This is a genomic window from Caldovatus sediminis, from assembly GCF_014644455.1.
Lineage (GTDB): Bacteria > Pseudomonadota > Alphaproteobacteria > Acetobacterales > Acetobacteraceae > Caldovatus > Caldovatus sediminis.
The window spans coordinates 204,131-222,874 of sequence record NZ_BMKS01000004.1 but is presented as its reverse complement, the minus strand read 5'-3'; the positions used below and the strand labels follow the sequence as shown (position 1 = coordinate 222,874).

18 protein-coding genes and 1 pseudogene are annotated in these 18,744 nt (G+C 75.0%); 11 read left to right on the top strand and 8 right to left on the bottom strand.

Going from position 1 to position 18,744, the window contains the following annotated elements; genetic code table 11:
- Positions 1 to 157: 157 nt before the first annotated feature.
- Both IEX99_RS08360 and IEX99_RS08355 read right to left on the bottom strand, forming a co-directional pair.
- Positions 158 to 1,174, bottom strand: coding sequence for a Bug family tripartite tricarboxylate transporter substrate binding protein (locus IEX99_RS08360; protein ID WP_188899564.1), 1,017 nt, complete (start codon positions 1,172 to 1,174; stop codon positions 158 to 160).
- A 352-nt stretch (positions 1,175 to 1,526) separates the two neighbouring features.
- Positions 1,527 to 2,687: a M24 family metallopeptidase gene (locus tag IEX99_RS08355; RefSeq protein WP_188899563.1), complete on the bottom strand. Its 1,161-nt coding sequence runs from the start codon at positions 2,685 to 2,687 to the stop codon at positions 1,527 to 1,529.
- Between the two features lie 113 nt (positions 2,688 to 2,800).
- On the opposite strand from IEX99_RS08355, the gene IEX99_RS08350 reads away from it, so the two are divergent.
- From IEX99_RS08350 to IEX99_RS08335, 4 genes are read left to right on the top strand one after another with little or no spacing between them, the layout of a single operon-like run.
- A complete protein-coding gene (locus IEX99_RS08350; protein WP_188899562.1) occupies positions 2,801 to 3,865 on the top strand; it encodes an LLM class flavin-dependent oxidoreductase in 1,065 nt (354 codons plus the stop codon).
- A 16-nt stretch (positions 3,866 to 3,881) separates the two neighbouring features.
- Positions 3,882 to 4,937 carry an ABC transporter substrate-binding protein gene (locus tag IEX99_RS08345; RefSeq protein ID WP_188899561.1) on the top strand — a complete coding sequence of 352 codons (1,056 nt, stop codon included), beginning with the start codon at positions 3,882 to 3,884 and terminating at the stop codon, positions 4,935 to 4,937.
- A gap of 3 nt (positions 4,938 to 4,940) precedes the next feature.
- On the top strand, positions 4,941 to 5,732 hold the full coding sequence (locus tag IEX99_RS08340; protein ID WP_229677880.1) for an ABC transporter ATP-binding protein: 792 nt from the start codon (positions 4,941 to 4,943) through the stop codon (positions 5,730 to 5,732).
- Positions 5,729 to 6,505, top strand: coding sequence for an ABC transporter permease (locus IEX99_RS08335; RefSeq protein ID WP_188899560.1), 777 nt, complete (start codon positions 5,729 to 5,731; stop codon positions 6,503 to 6,505). The genes IEX99_RS08340 and IEX99_RS08335 overlap by 4 nt, the downstream gene beginning before the upstream one ends.
- A gap of 45 nt (positions 6,506 to 6,550) precedes the next feature.
- On the opposite strand, the gene IEX99_RS08330 is transcribed toward IEX99_RS08335, so the two are convergent.
- Together IEX99_RS08330 and IEX99_RS08325 are read right to left on the bottom strand one after the other, a co-directional pair.
- Positions 6,551 to 7,033: a DUF6644 family protein gene (locus IEX99_RS08330; RefSeq protein WP_188899559.1), complete on the bottom strand. Its 483-nt coding sequence runs from the start codon at positions 7,031 to 7,033 to the stop codon at positions 6,551 to 6,553.
- Between the two features lie 10 nt (positions 7,034 to 7,043).
- Positions 7,044 to 7,442, bottom strand: a complete 399-nt coding sequence (locus IEX99_RS08325) for a DUF6152 family protein (RefSeq protein WP_188899558.1) — start codon at positions 7,440 to 7,442, stop codon at positions 7,044 to 7,046.
- Between the two features lie 199 nt (positions 7,443 to 7,641).
- Here IEX99_RS08325 and IEX99_RS08320 point away from each other — a divergent pair, with 199 nt between their 5' ends.
- A complete protein-coding gene (locus tag IEX99_RS08320; RefSeq protein ID WP_188899557.1) occupies positions 7,642 to 8,382 on the top strand; it encodes a maleate cis-trans isomerase family protein in 741 nt (246 codons plus the stop codon).
- A gap of 54 nt (positions 8,383 to 8,436) precedes the next feature.
- Here the strand turns inward: IEX99_RS08320 and IEX99_RS08315 are convergent, their stop codons facing one another.
- A complete protein-coding gene (locus IEX99_RS08315; protein ID WP_188899556.1) occupies positions 8,437 to 9,414 on the bottom strand; it encodes a tripartite tricarboxylate transporter substrate binding protein in 978 nt (325 codons plus the stop codon).
- Positions 9,415 to 9,598: 184 nt separating this feature from the next.
- Here IEX99_RS08315 and IEX99_RS08310 point away from each other — a divergent pair, with 184 nt between their 5' ends.
- The 3 genes and pseudogenes from IEX99_RS08310 to IEX99_RS22825 form a co-directional block, all read left to right on the top strand.
- Positions 9,599 to 11,710, top strand: coding sequence for a CHAT domain-containing protein (locus IEX99_RS08310; protein ID WP_188899555.1), 2,112 nt, complete (start codon positions 9,599 to 9,601; stop codon positions 11,708 to 11,710).
- 83 nt (positions 11,711 to 11,793) lie between these two features.
- Positions 11,794 to 11,970 carry a hypothetical protein gene (locus tag IEX99_RS08305; RefSeq protein WP_188899554.1) on the top strand — a complete coding sequence of 59 codons (177 nt, stop codon included), beginning with the start codon at positions 11,794 to 11,796 and terminating at the stop codon, positions 11,968 to 11,970.
- Between the two features lie 3 nt (positions 11,971 to 11,973).
- A pseudogene (locus tag IEX99_RS22825) lies at positions 11,974 to 12,408 on the top strand (MFS transporter); the annotation flags it as partial.
- 117 nt (positions 12,409 to 12,525) lie between these two features.
- Here IEX99_RS22825 and IEX99_RS08295 read toward each other — a convergent pair.
- Positions 12,526 to 12,669: a hypothetical protein gene (locus IEX99_RS08295; protein WP_188899553.1), complete on the bottom strand. Its 144-nt coding sequence runs from the start codon at positions 12,667 to 12,669 to the stop codon at positions 12,526 to 12,528.
- On the opposite strand from IEX99_RS08295, the gene IEX99_RS08290 reads away from it, so the two are divergent.
- Positions 12,653 to 13,165: an MFS transporter gene (locus IEX99_RS08290; protein WP_373285176.1), complete on the top strand. Its 513-nt coding sequence runs from the start codon at positions 12,653 to 12,655 to the stop codon at positions 13,163 to 13,165. The two genes, IEX99_RS08295 and IEX99_RS08290, sit on opposite strands and share 17 nt — an antisense overlap.
- Before the next feature lie 150 nt (positions 13,166 to 13,315).
- Here the strand turns inward: IEX99_RS08290 and IEX99_RS08285 are convergent, their stop codons facing one another.
- Positions 13,316 to 14,485: an acyl-CoA dehydrogenase family protein gene (locus tag IEX99_RS08285; protein WP_188899551.1), complete on the bottom strand. Its 1,170-nt coding sequence runs from the start codon at positions 14,483 to 14,485 to the stop codon at positions 13,316 to 13,318.
- 311 nt (positions 14,486 to 14,796) lie between these two features.
- On the opposite strand from IEX99_RS08285, the gene IEX99_RS08280 reads away from it, so the two are divergent.
- Together IEX99_RS08280 and arsB are read left to right on the top strand one after the other, a co-directional pair.
- Positions 14,797 to 15,117, top strand: coding sequence for an ArsR/SmtB family transcription factor (locus IEX99_RS08280; RefSeq protein ID WP_188899550.1), 321 nt, complete (start codon positions 14,797 to 14,799; stop codon positions 15,115 to 15,117).
- A 16-nt stretch (positions 15,118 to 15,133) separates the two neighbouring features.
- A complete protein-coding gene (gene arsB, locus IEX99_RS08275) occupies positions 15,134 to 16,204 on the top strand; it encodes an ACR3 family arsenite efflux transporter (RefSeq protein WP_188899549.1) in 1,071 nt (356 codons plus the stop codon).
- Positions 16,205 to 16,227: 23 nt separating this feature from the next.
- Here the strand turns inward: arsB and IEX99_RS08270 are convergent, their stop codons facing one another.
- Positions 16,228 to 17,877 carry a flavin-containing monooxygenase gene (locus IEX99_RS08270; RefSeq protein WP_188899548.1) on the bottom strand — a complete coding sequence of 550 codons (1,650 nt, stop codon included), beginning with the start codon at positions 17,875 to 17,877 and terminating at the stop codon, positions 16,228 to 16,230.
- Positions 17,878 to 18,744 lie beyond the last annotated feature (867 nt).

Here is an 18,744-nt window from a genome sequence, read left to right as displayed (position 1 = left end):
CCACCGGCCCGGCGCATCGGCTGGATCGGCGACCGCCACGGCGCCCTCTACGCCGAGGAGCAGGCTGGGACCAGGGCTTCGAGGCCCTTGTCGCCGAGATCGGCACCGCCTTCTTGCGCGGCCGCGTCCCCGTCGCGCGCCGCGGCGGCGGCGCGGCCTACTCGACGCGGGCGCCGGAGCGCCGCACCGCCTCGCTCCAGCGGCGCCGCTCGGCCTCGAGGAAGGCGGGCAGCCCGTCGCGCGGGATCGGCATCGGATCGAAGGCCCGCTCGGCGAAGAGGCGCCGCACCTCCGGCGTCTCCAGCGCCTTGCGCGTCTCCGCCTCGAGCCGGTCCAGCACCGGCGCCGGCGTGCCGCGCAGGCCGAACAGGCCGGTCCAGTTGGTCGAGAGGAAGCCCGGCAGCGTCTCCGCCACCGGTCTCACCTCCGGCAGCGCCGGGTGCGGCGCCTCCGCGGCGACGGCGATGGCGCGCAGCGTCCCCGCGCGCAGATGCGGCAGGGCGCTGCCCAGCCCGTCGAACATCATCGGCACCTGCCCGGCGATCAGGTCGGCCACCGCCGGGCCGGCGCCGCGATAGGGCACGTGCACGATGTCGATCCCGGCCTCGGCGGCGAGCATCGCGCCGGTGAGGTGGAGCTGGGTGCCGGTGCCGGCCGAGGCGTAATTCAGCTGCCCCGGCCGCGCCTTCGCCTGCGCGATGAGGTCCTGCAACGTGTGCACCTGGGGCAGCACGCGCGGATTGACCACGAGCACGTTCGGCTGCTGGGCGAGCAGCGCGATCGGCACGAATTCCGCGTCCGGATCGAAGGGCAGGTTCGGCCGCAGCGCCTTGTTGATCGCGACCAGCGAGGCGGTGGCGACGAGCAGGGTGTGGCCGTCCGGCTCGGAGCGCGCGAAGGTCTCGCCGGCGACCACGCCGCCGGCGCCGCCGCGATTCTCCACCACCACCGGCTGGCCGAGCTGCGCGGCGAGTCGTTCCGCCAGGGCGCGGGCCACGATGTCGGTGGTGCCGCCCGCCGCGAAGGGAACGATGATGCGGATCGGCCGGGTCGGATAGGCGCCCGCTCCGCCTCCCTGCGCCCGGGCCGCCGCGGAATGGGCCGCCGCCGCGCCCGCGGCGACGGCCAGCGCCGCCGCACCGCGCCGCCCGATCATGCCGACGTCGCTTGCCATGTTCGCCTCCGCGGCTGCCTTGCGCGCAGCCTAGGCCGCCCGGCGCCCTGCCGCAAAGCGCGCCCCACGTCACGTCCGTCCGGTTGGGGGGATCGGTGGCGGGCGTGAGGCGTGGCGCTGCCCCCGGCGGTCTGGGGTTGCCCCGGATGGGTGGACGGCGATGATGCCCTTCGCGTGCGGTGTCCTCCGGCGCCCGAGGCCCGCCCCCGCCCGCGCCGGAGTTCCGGATGCCGGCCTCGCGGGCGGCGTGTCCCCATCTGCCGCGCTCGGCGCGCACCGGCGCGGTGACGCGCGCCCGGCCGCCAGGCAGCGGCTCGGCGTCGAGCGCAAGCCGCCGCGCGCCGTCGGGGCCTCAACCGAGCACGGCGAGGTCGCGCGGCAGAGCGGAGAGCCGCTCGCAGCCGGTCTCGGTCACGATGACGTTGTCGATGATCCGCGCGCCGACGCGCTCCTCGTGGATGAACACCGGCGGCTCGACGGTCACCACCATGCCGGCGCGAAGCACCGCGGCGCTGCCGCCGAACAGGTTGATCGTCGGATCGCCCCAGGAGGGCGGGAATCCCGGCACCAGCCCGTAGCCCGAGGTGTGCAGCCGGTAGCGGTCGAGCCCCGCCCGCGCGATCACGCGTTTCGCCGCCTCGTGCGGCTCCGCCGCCGGCACGCCGTCGCGGATCGCGGCCATCATGGCCTCGCCCGCCTCCTCGACGACGGCGAAGATCTCGCGGACCCGCGCGGCAGGCTCGCCGAGGCTGAACTGCCGGCCGAGCGTGGCGGTGTAGCGCTTGTACGCCGCGCCGATCTCGACCGTCCCGGCATCGCCGCGCCGGAGGCGCCGCCGGGTCGGCCCGCCGATCGGGTAGCAGAGGCGCTCGCCGGTCACGAGGTTCATCTGGCTGGCAGGCAGGGTGCAGCCGGAGGCGAGCAGCGCACGATGCGCCTCCGCCGCCAGCTCGAGTTCCATCCGCCCCTCGGCGACGGCGGCGAACAGCGCCCGCATGGCGGCGTCGGCGCGCGCCGCGGCCTCGCGCACCAGCGCGAGCTCGGCCGGCGACTTCACCGCCTTCAGCGCATGGATGAGGTTGGAGGGCTCGGCCACCAGCGCCGCGCCCAGCAGGTCCCTGATGCGCACGTAGTGGTGCGGATGCAGGTAGAAGCCCGGCACCTCGATGCCGACGCGGGCGCCGAGAAGCCCCTTGTCGCGGGCGAGGCGGGCGAAGGCGTCGACCGGGTCCTCCGGCTCCGGCCCGCCCCAGCCGTGCACCTCGTCCGCCAGCGAGTCGTCCCGCCATTCCGCGACGTCCGCGCCGTTGGTCAGCAGGGTGAGCGGACGCTCGTCGGCGGCCAGCAGCAGGCACTGGAAGGCGCGGTAGGACTTCGCCTCGCCGCCGGTGAGCCACAGGATCGAGACCGGATGGAACAGCACCATCCAGTCGAGGCCGGCCGCGGCGACCGCGCGGCGCGCGCGGGCCAGGCGATCGGCGAACTCGGCGGCGGTGAAGTCGTGCTTGGACATCGGCGTGGCCCCTCCGTGCCGCGATGCTAGGGCGGCGGTCGGCGCCCCGAAAGGGCATGGACGGCCGCTCCGGGCGTCTCTAGCCTGGGCGCGGGACTCGAGGCGGGGAACGCATGAAATTCGGCCTGATGACGCAGATCCAGCTGCCCAAGCCCTGGACCGCGACCTCGGAGCGCGAGGCGTTCTGGAACAGCATCGAGCAGGCCGTCGCGGGCGAGCAGGCCGGCTTCGAGTACTTCTGGATCACCGAGCAGCACTTCTTCATCGAGATCGGCCATTGCCCGACGCCGGAGATGGTGCTCGCCGCGATCAGCCAGCGCACCACGCGGATGCGGCTCGGCTTCGGCGTGATCCTGGTGCCGCTGCACAATCCGTTCTTCGTCGCCGAGCGCGTCGCCACGCTCGACGTGCTGAGCAACGGCCGCTGCGAGTTCGGCGCCGGGCGCGGCACCTCGCCCTACGTCGTGGAGGGCCTCGGCTTCGACCCCGCGAAGGGCCGCGACATGGGGCGCGAGGCGATGGAGGCGATCCTGCGCATGCTGGAGAGCGACCTGTTCCCCGGCTACGAGGGCGAGCACTACCGACTGCCGCCGCGCCACGTCGTCCCGCGCCCGATCCAGCGTCCGCATCCGCCGCTCTGGGTTGCCGCCTCCGCGCTCGATTCATGGCGCTACGCCGGCCTCCAGGGCTTCGGCTGCATCGGCGTGACGCGCAACACGCCCGACGAGACCGCGCCCTTCGTGCGCGCCTTCCGCGAGGGCCTGCGCAACGCCGACGCCTCCTCCCTCGTCGCGCGGGTGAAGAACGACCAGGCCGGCGTCTTCGCCATCTCCTGCGTGGACGAGGACGACCGCAGGGGCCGCGCGCTCGCCTGCGCGGCCGCGCGCTGGTACTACGGCGACAACGACGCCGAGGTGAACCGTGTGCGCTTCGCGACCGACGGCGGCGTGAACAGGGTCAACGACAAGATCGCCAGCCGCAGCGACGACCAGCTCATCGAGGACGCGATGGCGATCGGCGGCAACCCCGACACGGTCTGCCGCCAGGTCGAGCGGTGGGCCGAGATCGGCATCGACCAGTTCATCTTCTTCCTGCAGGCGGGCCGCACCACCCACGAGCAGGTGATGCGCTCGATCGAGCTGATCGGCAGGCACGTGATCCCGCGCTTCGCGGGTTGAGGGAGGAGAGGCAGGGATGGGCATCACGCGACGTGGCATCGCGCTCGGCGCACTGGCCGCGCCGGCTCTCCTGCGCGGCGCGGCCGCGCAGTCCGCCCCGAAGGTGCGCATCTGGGGTGCCTCGGCGACGGTCGAGGCCTATCACGGCTTCCTCTTCCTCGGCATCCCGCTCGGCTTCTACCGCGAGCAGGGCGTGGAGGCGGAGTTCGGCACGGCGGCCGGCTCCGCCGCCACGCTGCAGCTCGTCGCCACCAACCAGGCGCAGCTCGGCTACGTCGGCATGGAGACGCTGATCCTGGCGAAGTCGCGCAACCCCACCCTGCCGGTGGTCGCCGCCTACCTCCAGGACCGCGGGAACATCTACGAGGTCGTGGTGCCGGAGGAGAGCCCGGTCCGCAGCCTCTCCGACCTGCGCGGCAGGAACATCGGCGTGGCGAACCTGGCGAGCGGCGCGATCCCGTCGCTCCGCGCCATGCTCGCCGAGGCCGGCGTCGACCCGGAGCGCGGCGTCTCGCTGCTGCCCGTCGGCAACGGCGCGGCAGCGGCGACGGCGCTGCGCACCGATCGCGTGCAGGCGCTGGCGCTGTTCCGCGCACAGCACGCGATCATCGAGACGCTCGGCTTCAAGCTCCGCTACTTCACGCGCGACCAGCCGAGTTCCGTGCTGGCGGTCAACGCCAATTTCCTGCGCCAGAACCGGGACGCCGTGGAGCGCACGCTGCGCGGCGTGATCGCCGGGTCGGTGTTCTGCCAGGTCGCGCCGCAGGCCGCGGTGCGCGAGCACTGGAAGATGTTCGGCCGTCCGACCGGCGTCTCCGAGGAAGAGGCGCTGAACCGCGCCGCCTACGTCGTGCAGCGCGCCTCGGAGCTGTGGAAGCGCTGGGACGATCCCACGGTGAAGTGGGGCGAGATGACGCAGGCGCAGTGGGACGCCATGCAGCGCTTCATGGTCGAGCAGAAGCTCATGGAGCGGCCGATCGACAGCGCCGGGCTCTTCACCACCGAGCTGATCGAGCCGATCAACCGCCTGGACGTCGCGCCCATCGTCCAGCGGGCGCGCGCCGCGACCTGAGCCGTGCCGGAGGGACTGCCGGCCGGCCTCGCCGCGCTTTCGATCCGCGGCCTCGGCATGGTGTTCGAGCGCGGCGCGGCCTCGGTCGAGGCCCTCGCCGCCGTGGACCTCGAGGTCGCGGACCGGGAGTTCGTCGCGATCGTCGGCCCGTCCGGCTGCGGCAAGAGCACGCTGCTCAAGCTGGTCGCCGGCCTGCGCCGCCCGACGCGCGGCGAGATCGCGCTCTACGGCCGGCCCGTGCGGGGGCCGCGCAGCGACGTCGGCATCGTCTTCCAGAGCCCGGTGCTGCTGCCCTGGCGGACGGTGCTCGACAACGTCCTGCTGCCCGCCGATGTCCTGCGCCTGCCGCGCGCCGAGTACCGCGACCGGGCGGCGGCGCTGCTCGAGTTGGTCGGCCTCGCCGGCTTCGAGCGCCATTACCCCCAGGAGCTCTCCGGCGGCATGCAGCAGCGCGCCGCCATCGCCCGCGCCCTGGTGCACGACGCCCCGCTCCTCCTGATGGACGAGCCGTTCGGCGCGCTGGACGCGATGACACGCGAGCAGATGAACCTCGAGCTGCAGCGCATCTGGGCGGCGCAGCGCAAGACCGTGATGTTCATCACGCACTCCATCCCGGAGGCGGTGTTCCTCGCGGACCGCGTCGTGGTGATGTCGGCGCGGCCGGGGCGGGTGCTGGAGGTGATCGATAACCCGATGCCGCGGCTGCGCACCCTGGACGACACGCTGAAGCCCGAATTCGGGGAGCTGGTGCGCCGCGTCCGCCTGCTGCTCGGCGGCCACGGGGTCGCGCTGTGACGGCCGCGGCGCGGCGCGCGGCGCTGCCGCTCGTCGTCCTCGCCCTGGTCCTCGCCGGCTGGGAGGCGGTCGTCCGCGGGTTCGAGATCCCCGGCTACCTGGTCCCGGCGCCGAGCGCCGTTCTCGCCGCCTTCTTCCGCGGCTTCGCCGAGGCGAACTACCTCGGCCACGCCGCGATCACCGCCTTCCAGGCGGTCGCCGGCTTCCTCGCGGGCAGCGCGCTCGGCATCGCGATCGGCGTCTGGGTGGTGGTGTTCCCGACCGCGGAGCGCATCGTCTATCCCTATGTCGTCGCGCTCCAGACCGTGCCGAAGGTGGCAGTGGCGCCGCTCATCATCGTCTGGTTCGGCTTCGGGATCGAGTCCAAGATCGTGATCGTCGCGCTGGTCTCGCTGTTTCCCGTGCTGGTGAACGTCATCGCCGGCCTCAAGTCCGTGGACCAGGACCGGCTCGACCTGATGAGCGCGCTTTCCGCCAGCCGCTGGCAGGTGCTGCGCTACCTGCGCCTGCCCAACGCCCTCCCCTTCGTCTTCGCGGGGCTCAACACGGCCATCGTGTTCAGCGTGATCGGCGCCATCGTCGGCGAGTTCGTGGGTGCCAACCGGGGCGTCGGGTTCCTGATCATGCAGGCCCACTACGCGCTCGACATCGCCGGGGCCTTCGCGCTGTTCGTCGTGCTCTCGATCATGGGCGTCGCGCTGCACTGGTCGCTGCAATGGGTCGAGCGGCGGGTCGTGTTCTGGGCCAAGGCGGAAGAGCACTTCCGGGGTTAGGGCCGCCGCAGCGGGATCCCGGGCCGGTGGCGCGGCGCGCCCCGGCTACTGGAGAAAGCCGATCCAGCGCCCTGCGACCACCGCCCCCACCCAGACGAGCAGCGAGACCAGCGCCGCCGCCCGCACCGAGCCGTGCACGCGGCCGTCGGCGCCATCCACGGCCCGGCGCCAGTGCGGGTTGCAGCGGAGTCCGAGCACGTTGATCAGCCCCAGCCCGACCAGCCCGAGCTTGGCCAGGAACGCCGGGTTCTCCGCGTAGGCGACCGGCCGGGTGCTGAACAGGAGTGCACCCGTCGCCACCGCGAGCAGCAGCCCGGCCGCCGCGACGCGCTGCAGCGGCGGCCCGAGCTCCGCGATCGGGTGGGCCCGGAAAGCGCCGAGCAGCCGCAGGTCCAGCGTCGCGATCGCGCCGATGAGGAGCCCGATCGCCAGGATGTGCGCCGCGTTCAGCAGCGGGTAGCCGACGCCGGACCGGCGCAGGGCCGCCGCGAGCGGCCACTCGGACAGGGCCTGCAGCGCGGCCTCCACGGCGGGGCGCTCAGCCGCCCCGGATCCGTTCCGGGTAGAGATCGTAGGTCCGGTCGCCGACCCGGACGCGCACCGCCTTCATGCGCCGCTCCCCGCGGGCGGCGGAGCGGTGGCCATAGGCGACCACCGGGTCGCCGGCCCGGGCGGAGGCGGCGGAGAAGCCGGCGCGCGCCGTCTGCCGGGGATTGGCGAGCTCGACGATCCAGATCCCGTCGTCCGGGGTCTCGACGCGCAGCGTGGGATGGGGCTGGCCGATGTAGACCTCGCGGACCGTGCCGCGCAGCTCGATCTGCTCGTCCTCGGCCCACGACCAGCCGTGATGCGCGCCGCCGCCGCCGGGCGCGCCCAGCACGACCGCGGCGGCGAGGATCGCCGCCGGCCGCCTCCCGCTCCGCCGCTGGCACGTCATGCCCTCCTCCCCTCGATCGCCTGGTGCGGGCAGAGTTGGGGCGGACGCCCGGGCTTGTCGAGCGCCGACCGGCGGCCTGTCGCGGCGCCGCGGCGCCCGCCGAGGGTTCCGGCACCGCGCGCCGCGCGGCATCCCGGCTGGCCAGGGGACGTTCTGGCCCCCTACCCTCGCGGACGGGATCGCAGTGGAGGGCTGGCCCATGGACAACAAGGTGCGGCGCATCGGCATCCTCGCCCCGCCCGGCAACGTCGCGATGGAACGGGAGCTGCCCCTCTTCCTGCCGCCCGGCGTGGTGATGAACCACAACCGCCTCTCCCGCCCGGGCAACGCCATCAGCCGCGAATCCCTGCTGGCGATGGCGGAATCCCTCGACCGCGCGGCGTACGACCTGGCCCAGGCCCACCCCGAGATCATCGTCTACGGGTGCACCAGCGGCAGCTTCCTCGAGGGCGTCGGCAAGGAGGCGCGCCTTGCCGAGCGCATCACGCGGCTTACCGGCATCCCCGCCGTGACGACCTCGACCGCGGTGGTCGAGGCGCTGCGCGCCCACGGCGCGCGCCGCATCTTCCTGGTCACGCCCTATCCGGACGCGGTGAACGAGCACGAGATCGCCTTCTGCCGCCACCACGGCTTCGAGGTCGTGGCGCTCGAGAGCTTCCGGTGCCCGGTCAGCGAGGACATCCGCGCGATCTCCTCCGACCAGGTCGCCGAACTGGCGCTCGGGAACGCGGAGGCGATCGGCAATTGCGACGCGATCTTCATCAGCTGCACGAACCTGCTGACCATGGACCGGATCGAGACGATCGAGGCGCGCAGCGGGCGGCCGGTCGTCACCTCGAACCAGGCCTCGCTCTGGGCCGCGCTCGCGCGCATGGGCGCGCCCATGCGGGACGTCCGCGCGGGCAGCCTGTTCCAACGCGCCGCCGCCAGGGCGGCGTGAGACGGCGCCGGCGCGCCGGCGCCCGCGGCGGGCGGCCCGCGCCCGCGGCGCGCGTCACTCCACGCGGATGTTGCCGCGCGTGATGACCTCGCGCCAGGTCTCGGCCTCGCGCCGCAGGAAGGCGGTGAACGCCGAGCGGGCGAGCGGCGCCGCGTCGAACCCGATGCCCTCCAGCCGGCTCCGCAGCTCGGGCCGCGCCAGCGCCTCGGCGACCATCTGGGCCAGCCGGTCCGCGATGCCGTCCGGCAGTCCCGGCGGGCCCGCCATGCCGTACCAGTTCATCGCGACCAGGCCGGGGACGGCCTCCTGCATCGCCGGCGTGTCGGGGCTGCGCGGCCAGCGCTCCGCGGAGGTGACGGCGATCAGGCGCACCTGGCCCTGCTCCACCGCCGCCCAGGCGGAACTGTCGCTGAAGAACAGGTCCGCGTTGCCGGCGACGACGTCGGTCAGGGCAGGCGCCGTGCCGCGGTAGGACGGGTGCAGGAAGCGCCCGGCGCCCAGCCGCTGGTTGAAGAGCTCGGCCGCGAGGTGGGTGACGGTGCCGACGCCCGCATTGGCGACCCGCAGCGTCGCCGGGTTCGCGCGCGCCCGGGCGATCAGCGCCGCCAGGTCGCGCTCTGGCAGGTCGCGGCGGGCGACCAGGAGCAGCGGGCTGGTGCAGATGCGCGAGACGTGCACCAGCGCGAACGGATCGTAGGGCGAGGGCCTGAGCTGCGGGCCGATGGTGACCGTGCTCGGACTCGTCATCGCCAGCGCATGACCGTCGGGCGCCGCCTGGGCCACGGCCTGCACGCCGATGGCGCCGCCGGCGCCGGAGCGGTTCTCCACCACGACGGGCTGGCCGAGGCCCGGGGCGATCGCCTCCGCGAGCATGCGCGCCGTCAGGTCCACGCCGCCGCCCGCCGGGAAGGGAACCACGATGCGCACCGGACGGTCCGGCCATGCGGCACGGGCCGGGCGGGCGACGGCGACGATGCCGGCGCCGAGGAGAAGGCGGCGGCCCAACGGCCGCGGGGCGGGATGGTGGCGCATGACCGATCCTCGCCGGACTGGCCGCGCGACCGCAAGCGTCATTGCGGCGCAGCCGAGGTCCCGCCCGTTCCCGACGAACGTCCGCGCCCGCCGGGCACGCGGCCCTTCCGATGCGGGAGCGCATCGGTTACGGTTCCCTCCGCCGCACCGCCGGCGCGGCGCCGAGGGGGGGAAACCACCGTCCATGCGATGGCCTGAAGCCGCAGGGCATCGGCTCGCCCTGCTTGCGGTGCTCGTGCTCGGCGCCTGCGCCGGCACCGAGGGGGGAGGCGCCCCCGGCACCCTGGCGGTCCGCGGCCCGGCCGCGGCGACGCTGCTCGCCCACGACATCGCCCAGAGCCTTCGTCTCGCCGATGTCGGCGGCGCGCTCTACCGCGCCGATCCGCGGCCGCGCGACGGCTACGCCTACTGCTCGAACAGCATCGCCCTCGCCGAGCGGGGCGAGTTCCGCGCGGCGGTCGAGGAGGCGGCGAAGGCGCTGTACCTCGGGCAACGCTCCGGCGACCAGTTCCTCATCGCCAGCGCCGCGCGCGACCTCGCCTACGCCTTCGTCCTCGCCGGCGCCGCCGACACCGCCGAGTTCTGGGCGAACGAGGCGCTCGCGGCCGCGGGGCGCTCCATCCGGCCCCCGCAGGCGCTGCGCGAGGTGCTCGGCCCGGCACGCAAGACGCTGGGCGACGTCGCCCTGCGGCGGCAGCGCCCGGCCGAGGCTGCAGCGCTCTACCGGCAGGCCGCCGAGGCGGGCACCGAGGCGTTCCGCCCGCTGGCCGAAGCCGGCCTCGCTCGCGCCCTCGCGGAGGCGGGCGACCTCGGCGGCGCCACGGCGGCACTGGAACGGGCGCGATCCGGGGCGCCGCACCTGGCGGCCTGGCACGACCGCCTGGCCGGCGAGATCGCGCTGCGCGGCGGCGACGCCGCGCAGGCGCGCGAGCTGTTCCGGGCCGCCGCGGAAGGCGCGCGCGCCGACGAGGATTCCGCCTACCACCGGGTCTGGGCGCAGGCCGGGCTCGCGCGGGCGGAGCGCGCGCTGGGCTCCGACCGCGCGGCGCTCGAGGCCTACCGCGCCGCCCTCGCCGGCGCCGAGGCGGTGCGCGCGCGCTTCCGCACCGAGGAGTTCAAGGCGGGCCTCTTCGGGGACCTTCAGCAGGTCTTCGACGAGGCGGTCGCGCTCGCCTGGACCACGGGCGACCGCGACGGCGCCTTCGCGATCGCGGAGCAGGGCCGGTCGCGCGCCTTCCTCGACCTGGTCCGCGGGCGCGGCGGGGCCCGGCACGCGCCGGCGCCCGGCGCGGCCGCGGCGGCGATCCGGGCCGCGCTCCCGCAGAACCTCGCCCTGGCGGTCTATCATCTCGGCGACGGGACCGGCCGCGCCTGGGTGCTGCGGCGCGAGGGCATCACGCCGGTCGCGCTCGACATCGGGGGGACGGAGGCTGCGGCGCTGGTCGTCGCCTGGCGCCGGGCCGCGGGCGGGCGGGGCGACGAGGCGGCCGAGGCGCGCCGCCTCCACGTCCGCCTGATCGCCCCGCTCGGCCTGCGGCCGGGGGAGGACCTGATCGTCGTCCCGCATCGCGCGCTCTTCGCCTTCCCGTTCCAGGCGGCGCTCGGCCCCCGCGGGCGGCTGATCGAGGAGCGCGCGGTCGCCTACCTGCCGGCGGCCTCCCTCGCGGCGGCCGCGAGCCGGGCGCGCGGATCGGCGCCTCTGGTGGCGCTCGCGAATCCCGACCTCGGCGCTCCCGACCTCGATCTGCCCGGCGCGGAGCGGGAGGCGGGCCGCATCGCCGCGCTGGCGGGCGAGGGCAATGCGCGCCTGCTCGTGCGCGGCGCGGCGACCGCCGCCGCACTCATGGCCGAGGCGCCGCGGGCGGGGATGCTCCACCTTGCGGCGCACGCCCGGGTGGACCCGCTGGACGCGCTGTCCTCGCAGATCTTCCTCGCGCCCTCCGGCGGCGACAGCGGCGTGGTGCAGGCGCGCCGCTTCTACGAGCTGGACCTGACGCGGGCGCGGCTGGTGGTCCTGAGCGCCTGCGAGACCGGCCTCGGCGTGGTCGGCCGCGGCGACGAGTTCTACGGGTTCCAGCGCACGATCCTCGCCGCCGGGGCGGGCGGCATCCTGGCCACGCTCTGGGAGATCGCCGACGAGTCCACGGCGCCGCTGATGGAGGGCTTCTACCGCCACCTGGGGGCGGGCGCGACGCCGCGGCAGGCGTTGCAGCGGGCCGCGGTGTCGCTGCTGCGCGACGGCCGGCACGCGCACCCCTACTACTGGGCCGCCTTCAATCTCGTCGGCGCCTTCTGACCGGGACGCCCGCCGCGACGGCCGGCGCGATCCGGACGCCCCGACGGCGCCGTTCCGCGGTTGACGGCCCGGCCCGTCGCGTCGTGCCGTGGGCATCGGCGGCGAACCGGCGGAAGCCGCCGGGTGACCAGACCGCCGGGAGGGCGAGCGCCCATGTCGTCGGCGCACCGCTCACCTTCGTCGTCTGCGCCGCCGAGGTGCTGACGATGCTCGGCTTCTCCGCCTACGCCGTCCTGCTTGCGCCGCTGCGCGACCTGTAGGGGCTGAGCAACGCGGAGGCGGGCCTCGTCGTCGGGGCGTTCTTCGCGGGCTACACGCTCGCGGTGCCGGTGCTCGTGAGCCTGACGGATCGCGTCGAGCCGCGCCGGGTCTGGATCTCCGGCGCCGTTCTGGCGGCGCTCGGCCACGCCGGCTTCGCCCTGCTCGCCGACGGGCTCGGCACGGCCCTGGCGTTCCACGCCCTGGCGGGAGCGGGGCTCACCGGGACCTACATGCCGGGCCTGCGGCTGCTCGCCGACCGCCTGGAGGGGCGGGCGCAATCGCGCGCCGTCGCCTTCTACACGGCGGGCTTCGGCATCGGCACCGCCTCCTCCTACCTCCTCGCCGACTGGCTCGCGCGCACGGCGGACTGGCGCCTCGCCTTCGGCGTGCCGGCGATCGCGGCCCTGCTCGCGGTCGGGCTGGTCCTGCTGGGCGTGCGCGGCGGCGCCGTCCCGTGCCCCGCCGGCCACGCGCCTGCTCGACTTCCGCCCGGCGCTGCGGAACCGGCATGCCTTCGCCTACTCCCTGGCCTACCTGGCGCACAGCCCGGAGCTCTATGCGGCGCGCTCCTGGCTCATCGCCTTCCTCGGCTTCGTGGCAGCCGGCGATGCGGCGGCGCCCGCCTCCGGCGCCTGGTGGCCGACCGCGGCGCAGGTCGCGTTCGCCGCGGCGACGCTCGGCATCTTCTCGATCCTCATCGGCAACGAGCTCTCGATCCGTTGCGGGCGGAAACGCGCCGTGGCGCTCCTGATGTCGTTGTCGGCCGCGACCGGCGCGGCGCTCGGGGCATTCGGGCACAGCTATGCGCTTGCGGTGCTGCTCGCGCTGCTGCACGGACCGCTGATGACGCGCGAGAGCGCGTCGGTGACCGCCGGCGCTCTCGGCAACGCCGATCCGTCGCAGCGGGGCGCCACGATGGCGCTGCACTCGATGCTCGGCTTCGCCGGCGGGGTGTTCGGCCCCTTCGCCTTCGGGGCCGTGCTGGACGCGGCCGGAGGGAGCGGAGCGGCGGGGGCCTGGAGCGCGGCCTTCGCGATGCTCGCGGCCGTGGCGCTGCTCGGCCCGGTGGCGCTCATGATGCCTCGGCCGGACGACCTGCCCGGCGATGCGGCCCATCGCGCCGGCCGGCGCGGCGCTTCGCCCGCCCATCGTGGGCACCAACGCGCCGGCGGCGGCGCGGGAGACGGGCGCTGACCGCCGGCGGCCGGCGCCCGGCGCGCGCGGGCGTTGCCTGCGGCCGCATGCCAGGCGCCGCGGCACCGGCGCGCAATCCGCGGTCCCGCGCGCCCGCTGCCGCACCGCGCCCCTGCCCGCGCCCCGGCAGGGGCCGGCGCCGCGCCGCCGCTACAGGAAACCCGCGGGGGCGCGGCCGAGCAGAACCTGTCCCGCCGCGGCGAAGTGCGCGCTGCGCGACTGGATCTGCTGCGAGAGGGTGTGCATGTCGCGGAAGCGACGCTCGAACGGGCCGCCGGGGAAGATCGCGTCCACCCCCGCCGCCCGGTACATGGCCTGCGACACGGCGATGGCCGCCTGGATCGCATTCGCGCTGCCGAGCCGGACCCGGGCGCGCGCCTCCACCCCGATCGGCGCATCGGGCGGGGCCGCGGCGTGGATCTCCTCCAGCATCTCGCGAAGCCAGGCGCGGGCCGAGCTGATCCCCGCCTCGGCCCGCGCCACCTCGGCCTGCACCAGCGGGTCCTCGGCCAGGGGGGCGAGGCCGCGCGGGGTCTTGCCGCCCCCGGCCAGCGCCACGAAGGCATCGAGCATCGCCCGCGCGATGCCGAGCGCCACTCCCGCCACGCCGACCGCGTAGAGCCCCTGCATGGTGAAGGCGTAGAGCGGACCTGGCTCGCGCCGCAGGGTCGGGTCCTCGCGGGTGGTGGCGAACGCCTCGGGCACGAAGAGGTCGGCGACGGCGTAGGAGTCGGAGGCGGTGCCGCGCAGCCCGATGGTGTCCCAGGTATCGAGCAGCTCGGCCCGGTCGGCCGGGAACAGCAGCGTGCGGACCGCCGGGCGGCCGAGGTGGTTCGTCCGGAAGGAGCCGTCCGGCTCGCGCACGCGGCAGTGCACGCCCATCCAGCTCGCCATGCGGCAGCCGCTGGCGAAGTCGAAGCGGCCCGTCACGCGGTAGCCGCCGGGGACGGCCTCGGCGACGGTCGCATTGGGCGGTCCCCAGGCGACGACGGCGCGCGGGTCGGCGAAGATCGCCGCCGCCTCGGCGGGGCCGAGATAGGCGGCGATCAGCGCGGCGCTGTTGGCGACGAAGACGTTCCAGGCGATGGAGGCGTCATGGCGGGCGAGTTCCTCGAGGGCGAGGAGATAGGCCGCGGGGTGGACCTCCTCGCCGCCGACCGAGCGCGGCAGCAGCAGGCGCAGCAGCCGCGAGGCGTGCAGCGCCTCGACCAGCGGGCCGGGGATGCGGCGCGTGGCCTCGATCTCCGCCGCGGCGGCGGCGATCGCCTCGGCCAGCCCGCGGGCGCGCGCGAGCGGGTCGGCGCTGGTCGGCGGGTCCATCGCGGCGGTTCCCGTCCCCTGGCCGGCTGCTCCGCGGCCCATTGCGGCCGAGGCGGGGGGCGGCGTCAAGCGGCCGCCCCGGTCGTCGCCCGGCGCGCCGGCCAAGGGCGGACGACGGTCCAGGGGGACGGGGACGAACCAGGAGCCGCGCGGCTCCTGGCGGTCGCCCCGCGCGGCGGGCGTCACCGCTTCGCCGCCCGCATGCCGGCGTTCGGGTGCCAGCGGAACGGGCCCGCCGGCCGCGTCCGCCCGCGACGGCTGGAGGCGCGGCTTGCCCGCCTTCCGGGCGGAAGATATATCGCCATTCGACGATGACCGAAGAGGGAACGCGAGCCCTGAGCCGACGCACCATTCCCCGCCCCGACGCCGCCGACGCGGAGCTCGCCCGGCTGGCGAGGGCGCTCGCGCACCCCGCCCGGGTGCGGGTCCTGCGGCTGCTCGCCCGCCGCGACGGCTGCATCGGGTGCGACATCGTGGCCGACCTCGCGCTCGCCCAGTCCACCGTCTCCGAGCACCTGCGCATCCTCAAGGCGGCAGGGCTGATCGAGGGCGAGGTGGACGGGCCGCGCGTCTGCTACCGCCTCCGCCGCGAGGGCCTTGCCCGCCTCAAGGCGCTCGCCGCCGCGCTCTAGCCACAGGAACCCGCCCATGACCGCCGAAGCGGCGGCGCCGCGCCGCCTGTCCTTCCTCGACCGCCACCTGACGCTCTGGATCTTCGCCGCGATGGCGTTCGGCGTCGCGCTCGGGAACCTTGTCCCCGGGCTGCCTGCCCTGCTCGACGCCGCCTCGGTCAACGGCACCAACCTGCCGATCGCCGTCGGCCTGATCCTGATGATGTACCCGCCGCTAGCCCGCGTGCGCTACGAGGCGCTGCCGCAGGTCTTCGCGGACACGCGCGTGCTGCTGCTCTCGCTGGTGCAGAACTGGGTGATCGGCCCGCTGCTGATGTTCGCGCTCGCCGTGCTGTTCCTCTCGGACCACCCCGAGTACATGACCGGGGTGATCCTGATCGGCCTGGCGCGCTGCATCGCCATGGTGATCGTCTGGAACCAGCTCGCGCGCGGCGACAACCAGTACGTGGCCGGACTGGTCGCCTTCAACAGCGTCTTCCAGCTGCTGTTCTTCGGGCTCTACGCCTGGTTCTTCCTCTCCGTGCTGCCGCCGCTCGTCGGGCTGGAGGGGCGCGTGGTGGAGGTCTCCTTCGCCACCGTCGCCGGCGCCGTGCTGCTCTACCTCGGCCTGCCCTTCGCCGCCGGGTTCCTGACGCGGCGGATCCTCGTCGCGCGGCGCGGGGAGGCGTGGTACGCGCGCGCCTTCCTGCCGCGCATCGCGCCGATCACGCTGGCGGCGCTGCTCTTCACCATCGTCGCGATGTTCGCGCTGAAGGGCGGCGAGGTGGTGCGGCTGCCGCTCGACGCGCTGCGCATCGCCGCGCCGCTGGCGATCTACTTCCTGGCGATGTTCCTGGTCAGCTTCTGGATGGGCCGGCTGATCGAGGCCGACTACCCGCGCACCACCGCCGTCGCCTTTACCGCCGCCTCCAACAATTTCGAGCTCGCGATCGCGGTGGCGATCGCCGCCTACGGCCTCGCCTCCCCGGTCGCCTTCGCCACCGTCATCGGGCCGCTGGTCGAGGTGCCGGTGCTGATCCTGCTGGTCAACGTGGCGCTGCGGCTGGGGCGGGCGTGGTTCCCGCGCGACGCCGCAGCGGTCCGGTGAGCGCGTCGCGCCCGCGCGTCGGCTCAGCCGCCCAGGGCGAAGCCCTCGTAGCCCCGCGCGGCCACCTCGTCGCAGATGGCGCGGTAGCGCGCCATGCCGCCGGCGTAGGGCATGAACACGCGCGGCTTCCCGGGAACGTTGGCACCGAGGTACCAGGAGTGCGGCACCGTCGGCAGCAGCGTGGCGTTCGCCGCCTCGTTCACGTGCTCCACCCATCGGTCCACGGCCTCGGGCGTGGCCTCGATGCGCGCGATCCCACGCGCGCGCAGGTGGGCGATGCAGTCGGTGACCCACTCCGCGTGCTGCTCGATCGGCACGGGCATGTTGCACAGCACCGAGGGACTGCCGGGGCCGGTCAGGATGAACAGGTTCGGGAATCCCGCGACCTGCAGGCCGAGGTAGGTGCGCGGCCCCTCCCGCCACGCCTCGCGCAGCGACAGCCCGTCGCGGCCGCGGATGTCCATCCGCAGGAGCTGGCCGGTCATGGCGTCGAAGCCGGTGGCGAAGACGATGATGTCGAGCGCGTGCTCTGCGCCGTCCCGCGTGCGGATGCCCCGCGGCGTGATGCACTCGATGGGCGTGGCGCGGAGGTTCACCAGCGAGACGTTGTCGCGGTTGAAGGTCTCGAAGTACTCGGTGTCGATGGGCGGGCGCTTGGCCGCAAAGGGGTGGTCGATGTCGGCAAGCACCGCCGCCTTGGCCGGGTCCTTCACGACCTCGCGGATCTTCGCGCGGATGAACTCCGCCGCGGTGTCGTTCGCCGCCTTGTCCACCAGCAGGTCGCGGAAGGTGGCGCGGAACTGCAGGCCGCCCTTCTCCCACGCCGCCTCGTAGATGGCCTCGCGCTCCTCCGGCGTGACGTCGAAGACCGAGCGGTCCGCGATGGGGAAGGGATGGCCGTTGGGGGTGGCGTGCATGATGCGCCGGAGCTCGGCGTAGTTCTCCTTGAGCCAGCGCTTGAATTCCGGGGTCAGGGGCGCGTTGCGGGCCGGGATGCTGTAGTTCGCGGTGCGCTGGAAGACGGTGAGGTGCGCCGCCGCCTTCGCGATCACCGGCGCCGCCTGGATGCCGGTGGAGCCGGTGCCGATCATCCCGACGCGCTTGCCGGTGAAGTCCACCCCCTCGTGCGGCCACTGGCCGGTGTGGTACCAGCGGCCCGCGAACTCCCCGAGGCCCGGAATGTCCGGGATGTTCGCCGACGACAGGCAGCCGACCGCCGTGACCAGGAAGGGCGCAGCGAACCGCTCCCCGGCCTCGGTCGCGACGTGCCAGCGCCTCTCGGCCTCGTCCCAGCGCGCCGCGGCGACGCGGGCGCCGAAGCTGATGTCGCGCCGGAGGTCGAACCGGTCGGCGACGTGGTTGAGGTAGCGGAGGATCTCGGGCTGCCCGGGGTAGCGTTCCGACCACTCCCACTCCTCCAGCAGTTCCCTGGAGAAGGTGTAGCAGTAGGAATGGCTCTCGGAATCGCAGCGCGCACCGGGGTAGCGGTTCCAGTACCAGGTGCCGCCGACGCCCTCCGCGGCCTCCAGCACCCGCACCGACAGGCCGAGCCGGTCGCGCAGGCAGAGGAGCTGATAGAGGCCCGAGAAGCCGGCGCCGACGATCAGCGCGTCGAACCCTTGGACCACGCCCGGTCCGCCCGCTTGGTGCCGCGTCGTGGTGGTGTCGAGCATCGCGTTCGGAGTCTCCCCTCGTTGGTTTCGATCCGCTGCCGGACGGGACGCCTCCCCAGGACCCATGCCGCCGGCGGGACTGTAGCAACCGCCCCGGCCGCCGGGCGAATCGGAGCCGGCCTGCGGGGCCGGTCGGACGTGCCGGGCATCGCGGGCGAGCGCCGTCGCCGCCTGTCGGCGCCAAGGCGCGGCGGGAGCATGCCGGCGCGCTGCCCGCCCGCCTCCGGTCGGCCGCTGGTCGAGATGTCGGGTGGGGCAGCGCGAACTCGCGGAACCGGAGGTCGTTCCCCGGCACGTGGCGGACGGTCCCGCCGCGGCAGGCGATGCCCGGGCCCGCGCGGACCGGCGCGCAGATGTCCGCCATGGCGCTGGTGCGGGCGAAGCGCGGGGCGGCGTGGATCGCCGCCGCCCCGCGCTTCGCCCGCATGACGAGGCCGACGGCGACGGCGCGGTTCTCCGCCCGCCGGCCCCCATCACCGGGTCGCAGTCCGGCTTGGCGAGGCCCGCTGCGGCATGGTCGCCGCGACCCTCGGGCAGAGCGTGCCCTGGTTCACCGGACCGCGCAGGTCGCCCTCCACCGCGATGGGCCTGCCGTCCTGGCGCAGATGAGCCGCGCGCGGACGGCCGGCGAGCTGGCGCGGCGCCGGCCGGTCGCGCGGGAATCCGATGGCTTGATCCGCCATGACGTGGCGCGGCCGGTCATGCCGCGGCGACGGGCCGGCGGCGTCCGCTGCCGCCCGGCATGGGCTCATCCCTTCGCGGCCGCGCGCCGGGCGGACGACGCCGCGCGGCGTGCGGCCGACCGGATGTGGTAGCCTCCGCCCCGCCGAGGGTGCCCCGGCCCGTCGCATCCGGAACCGGCGCGGA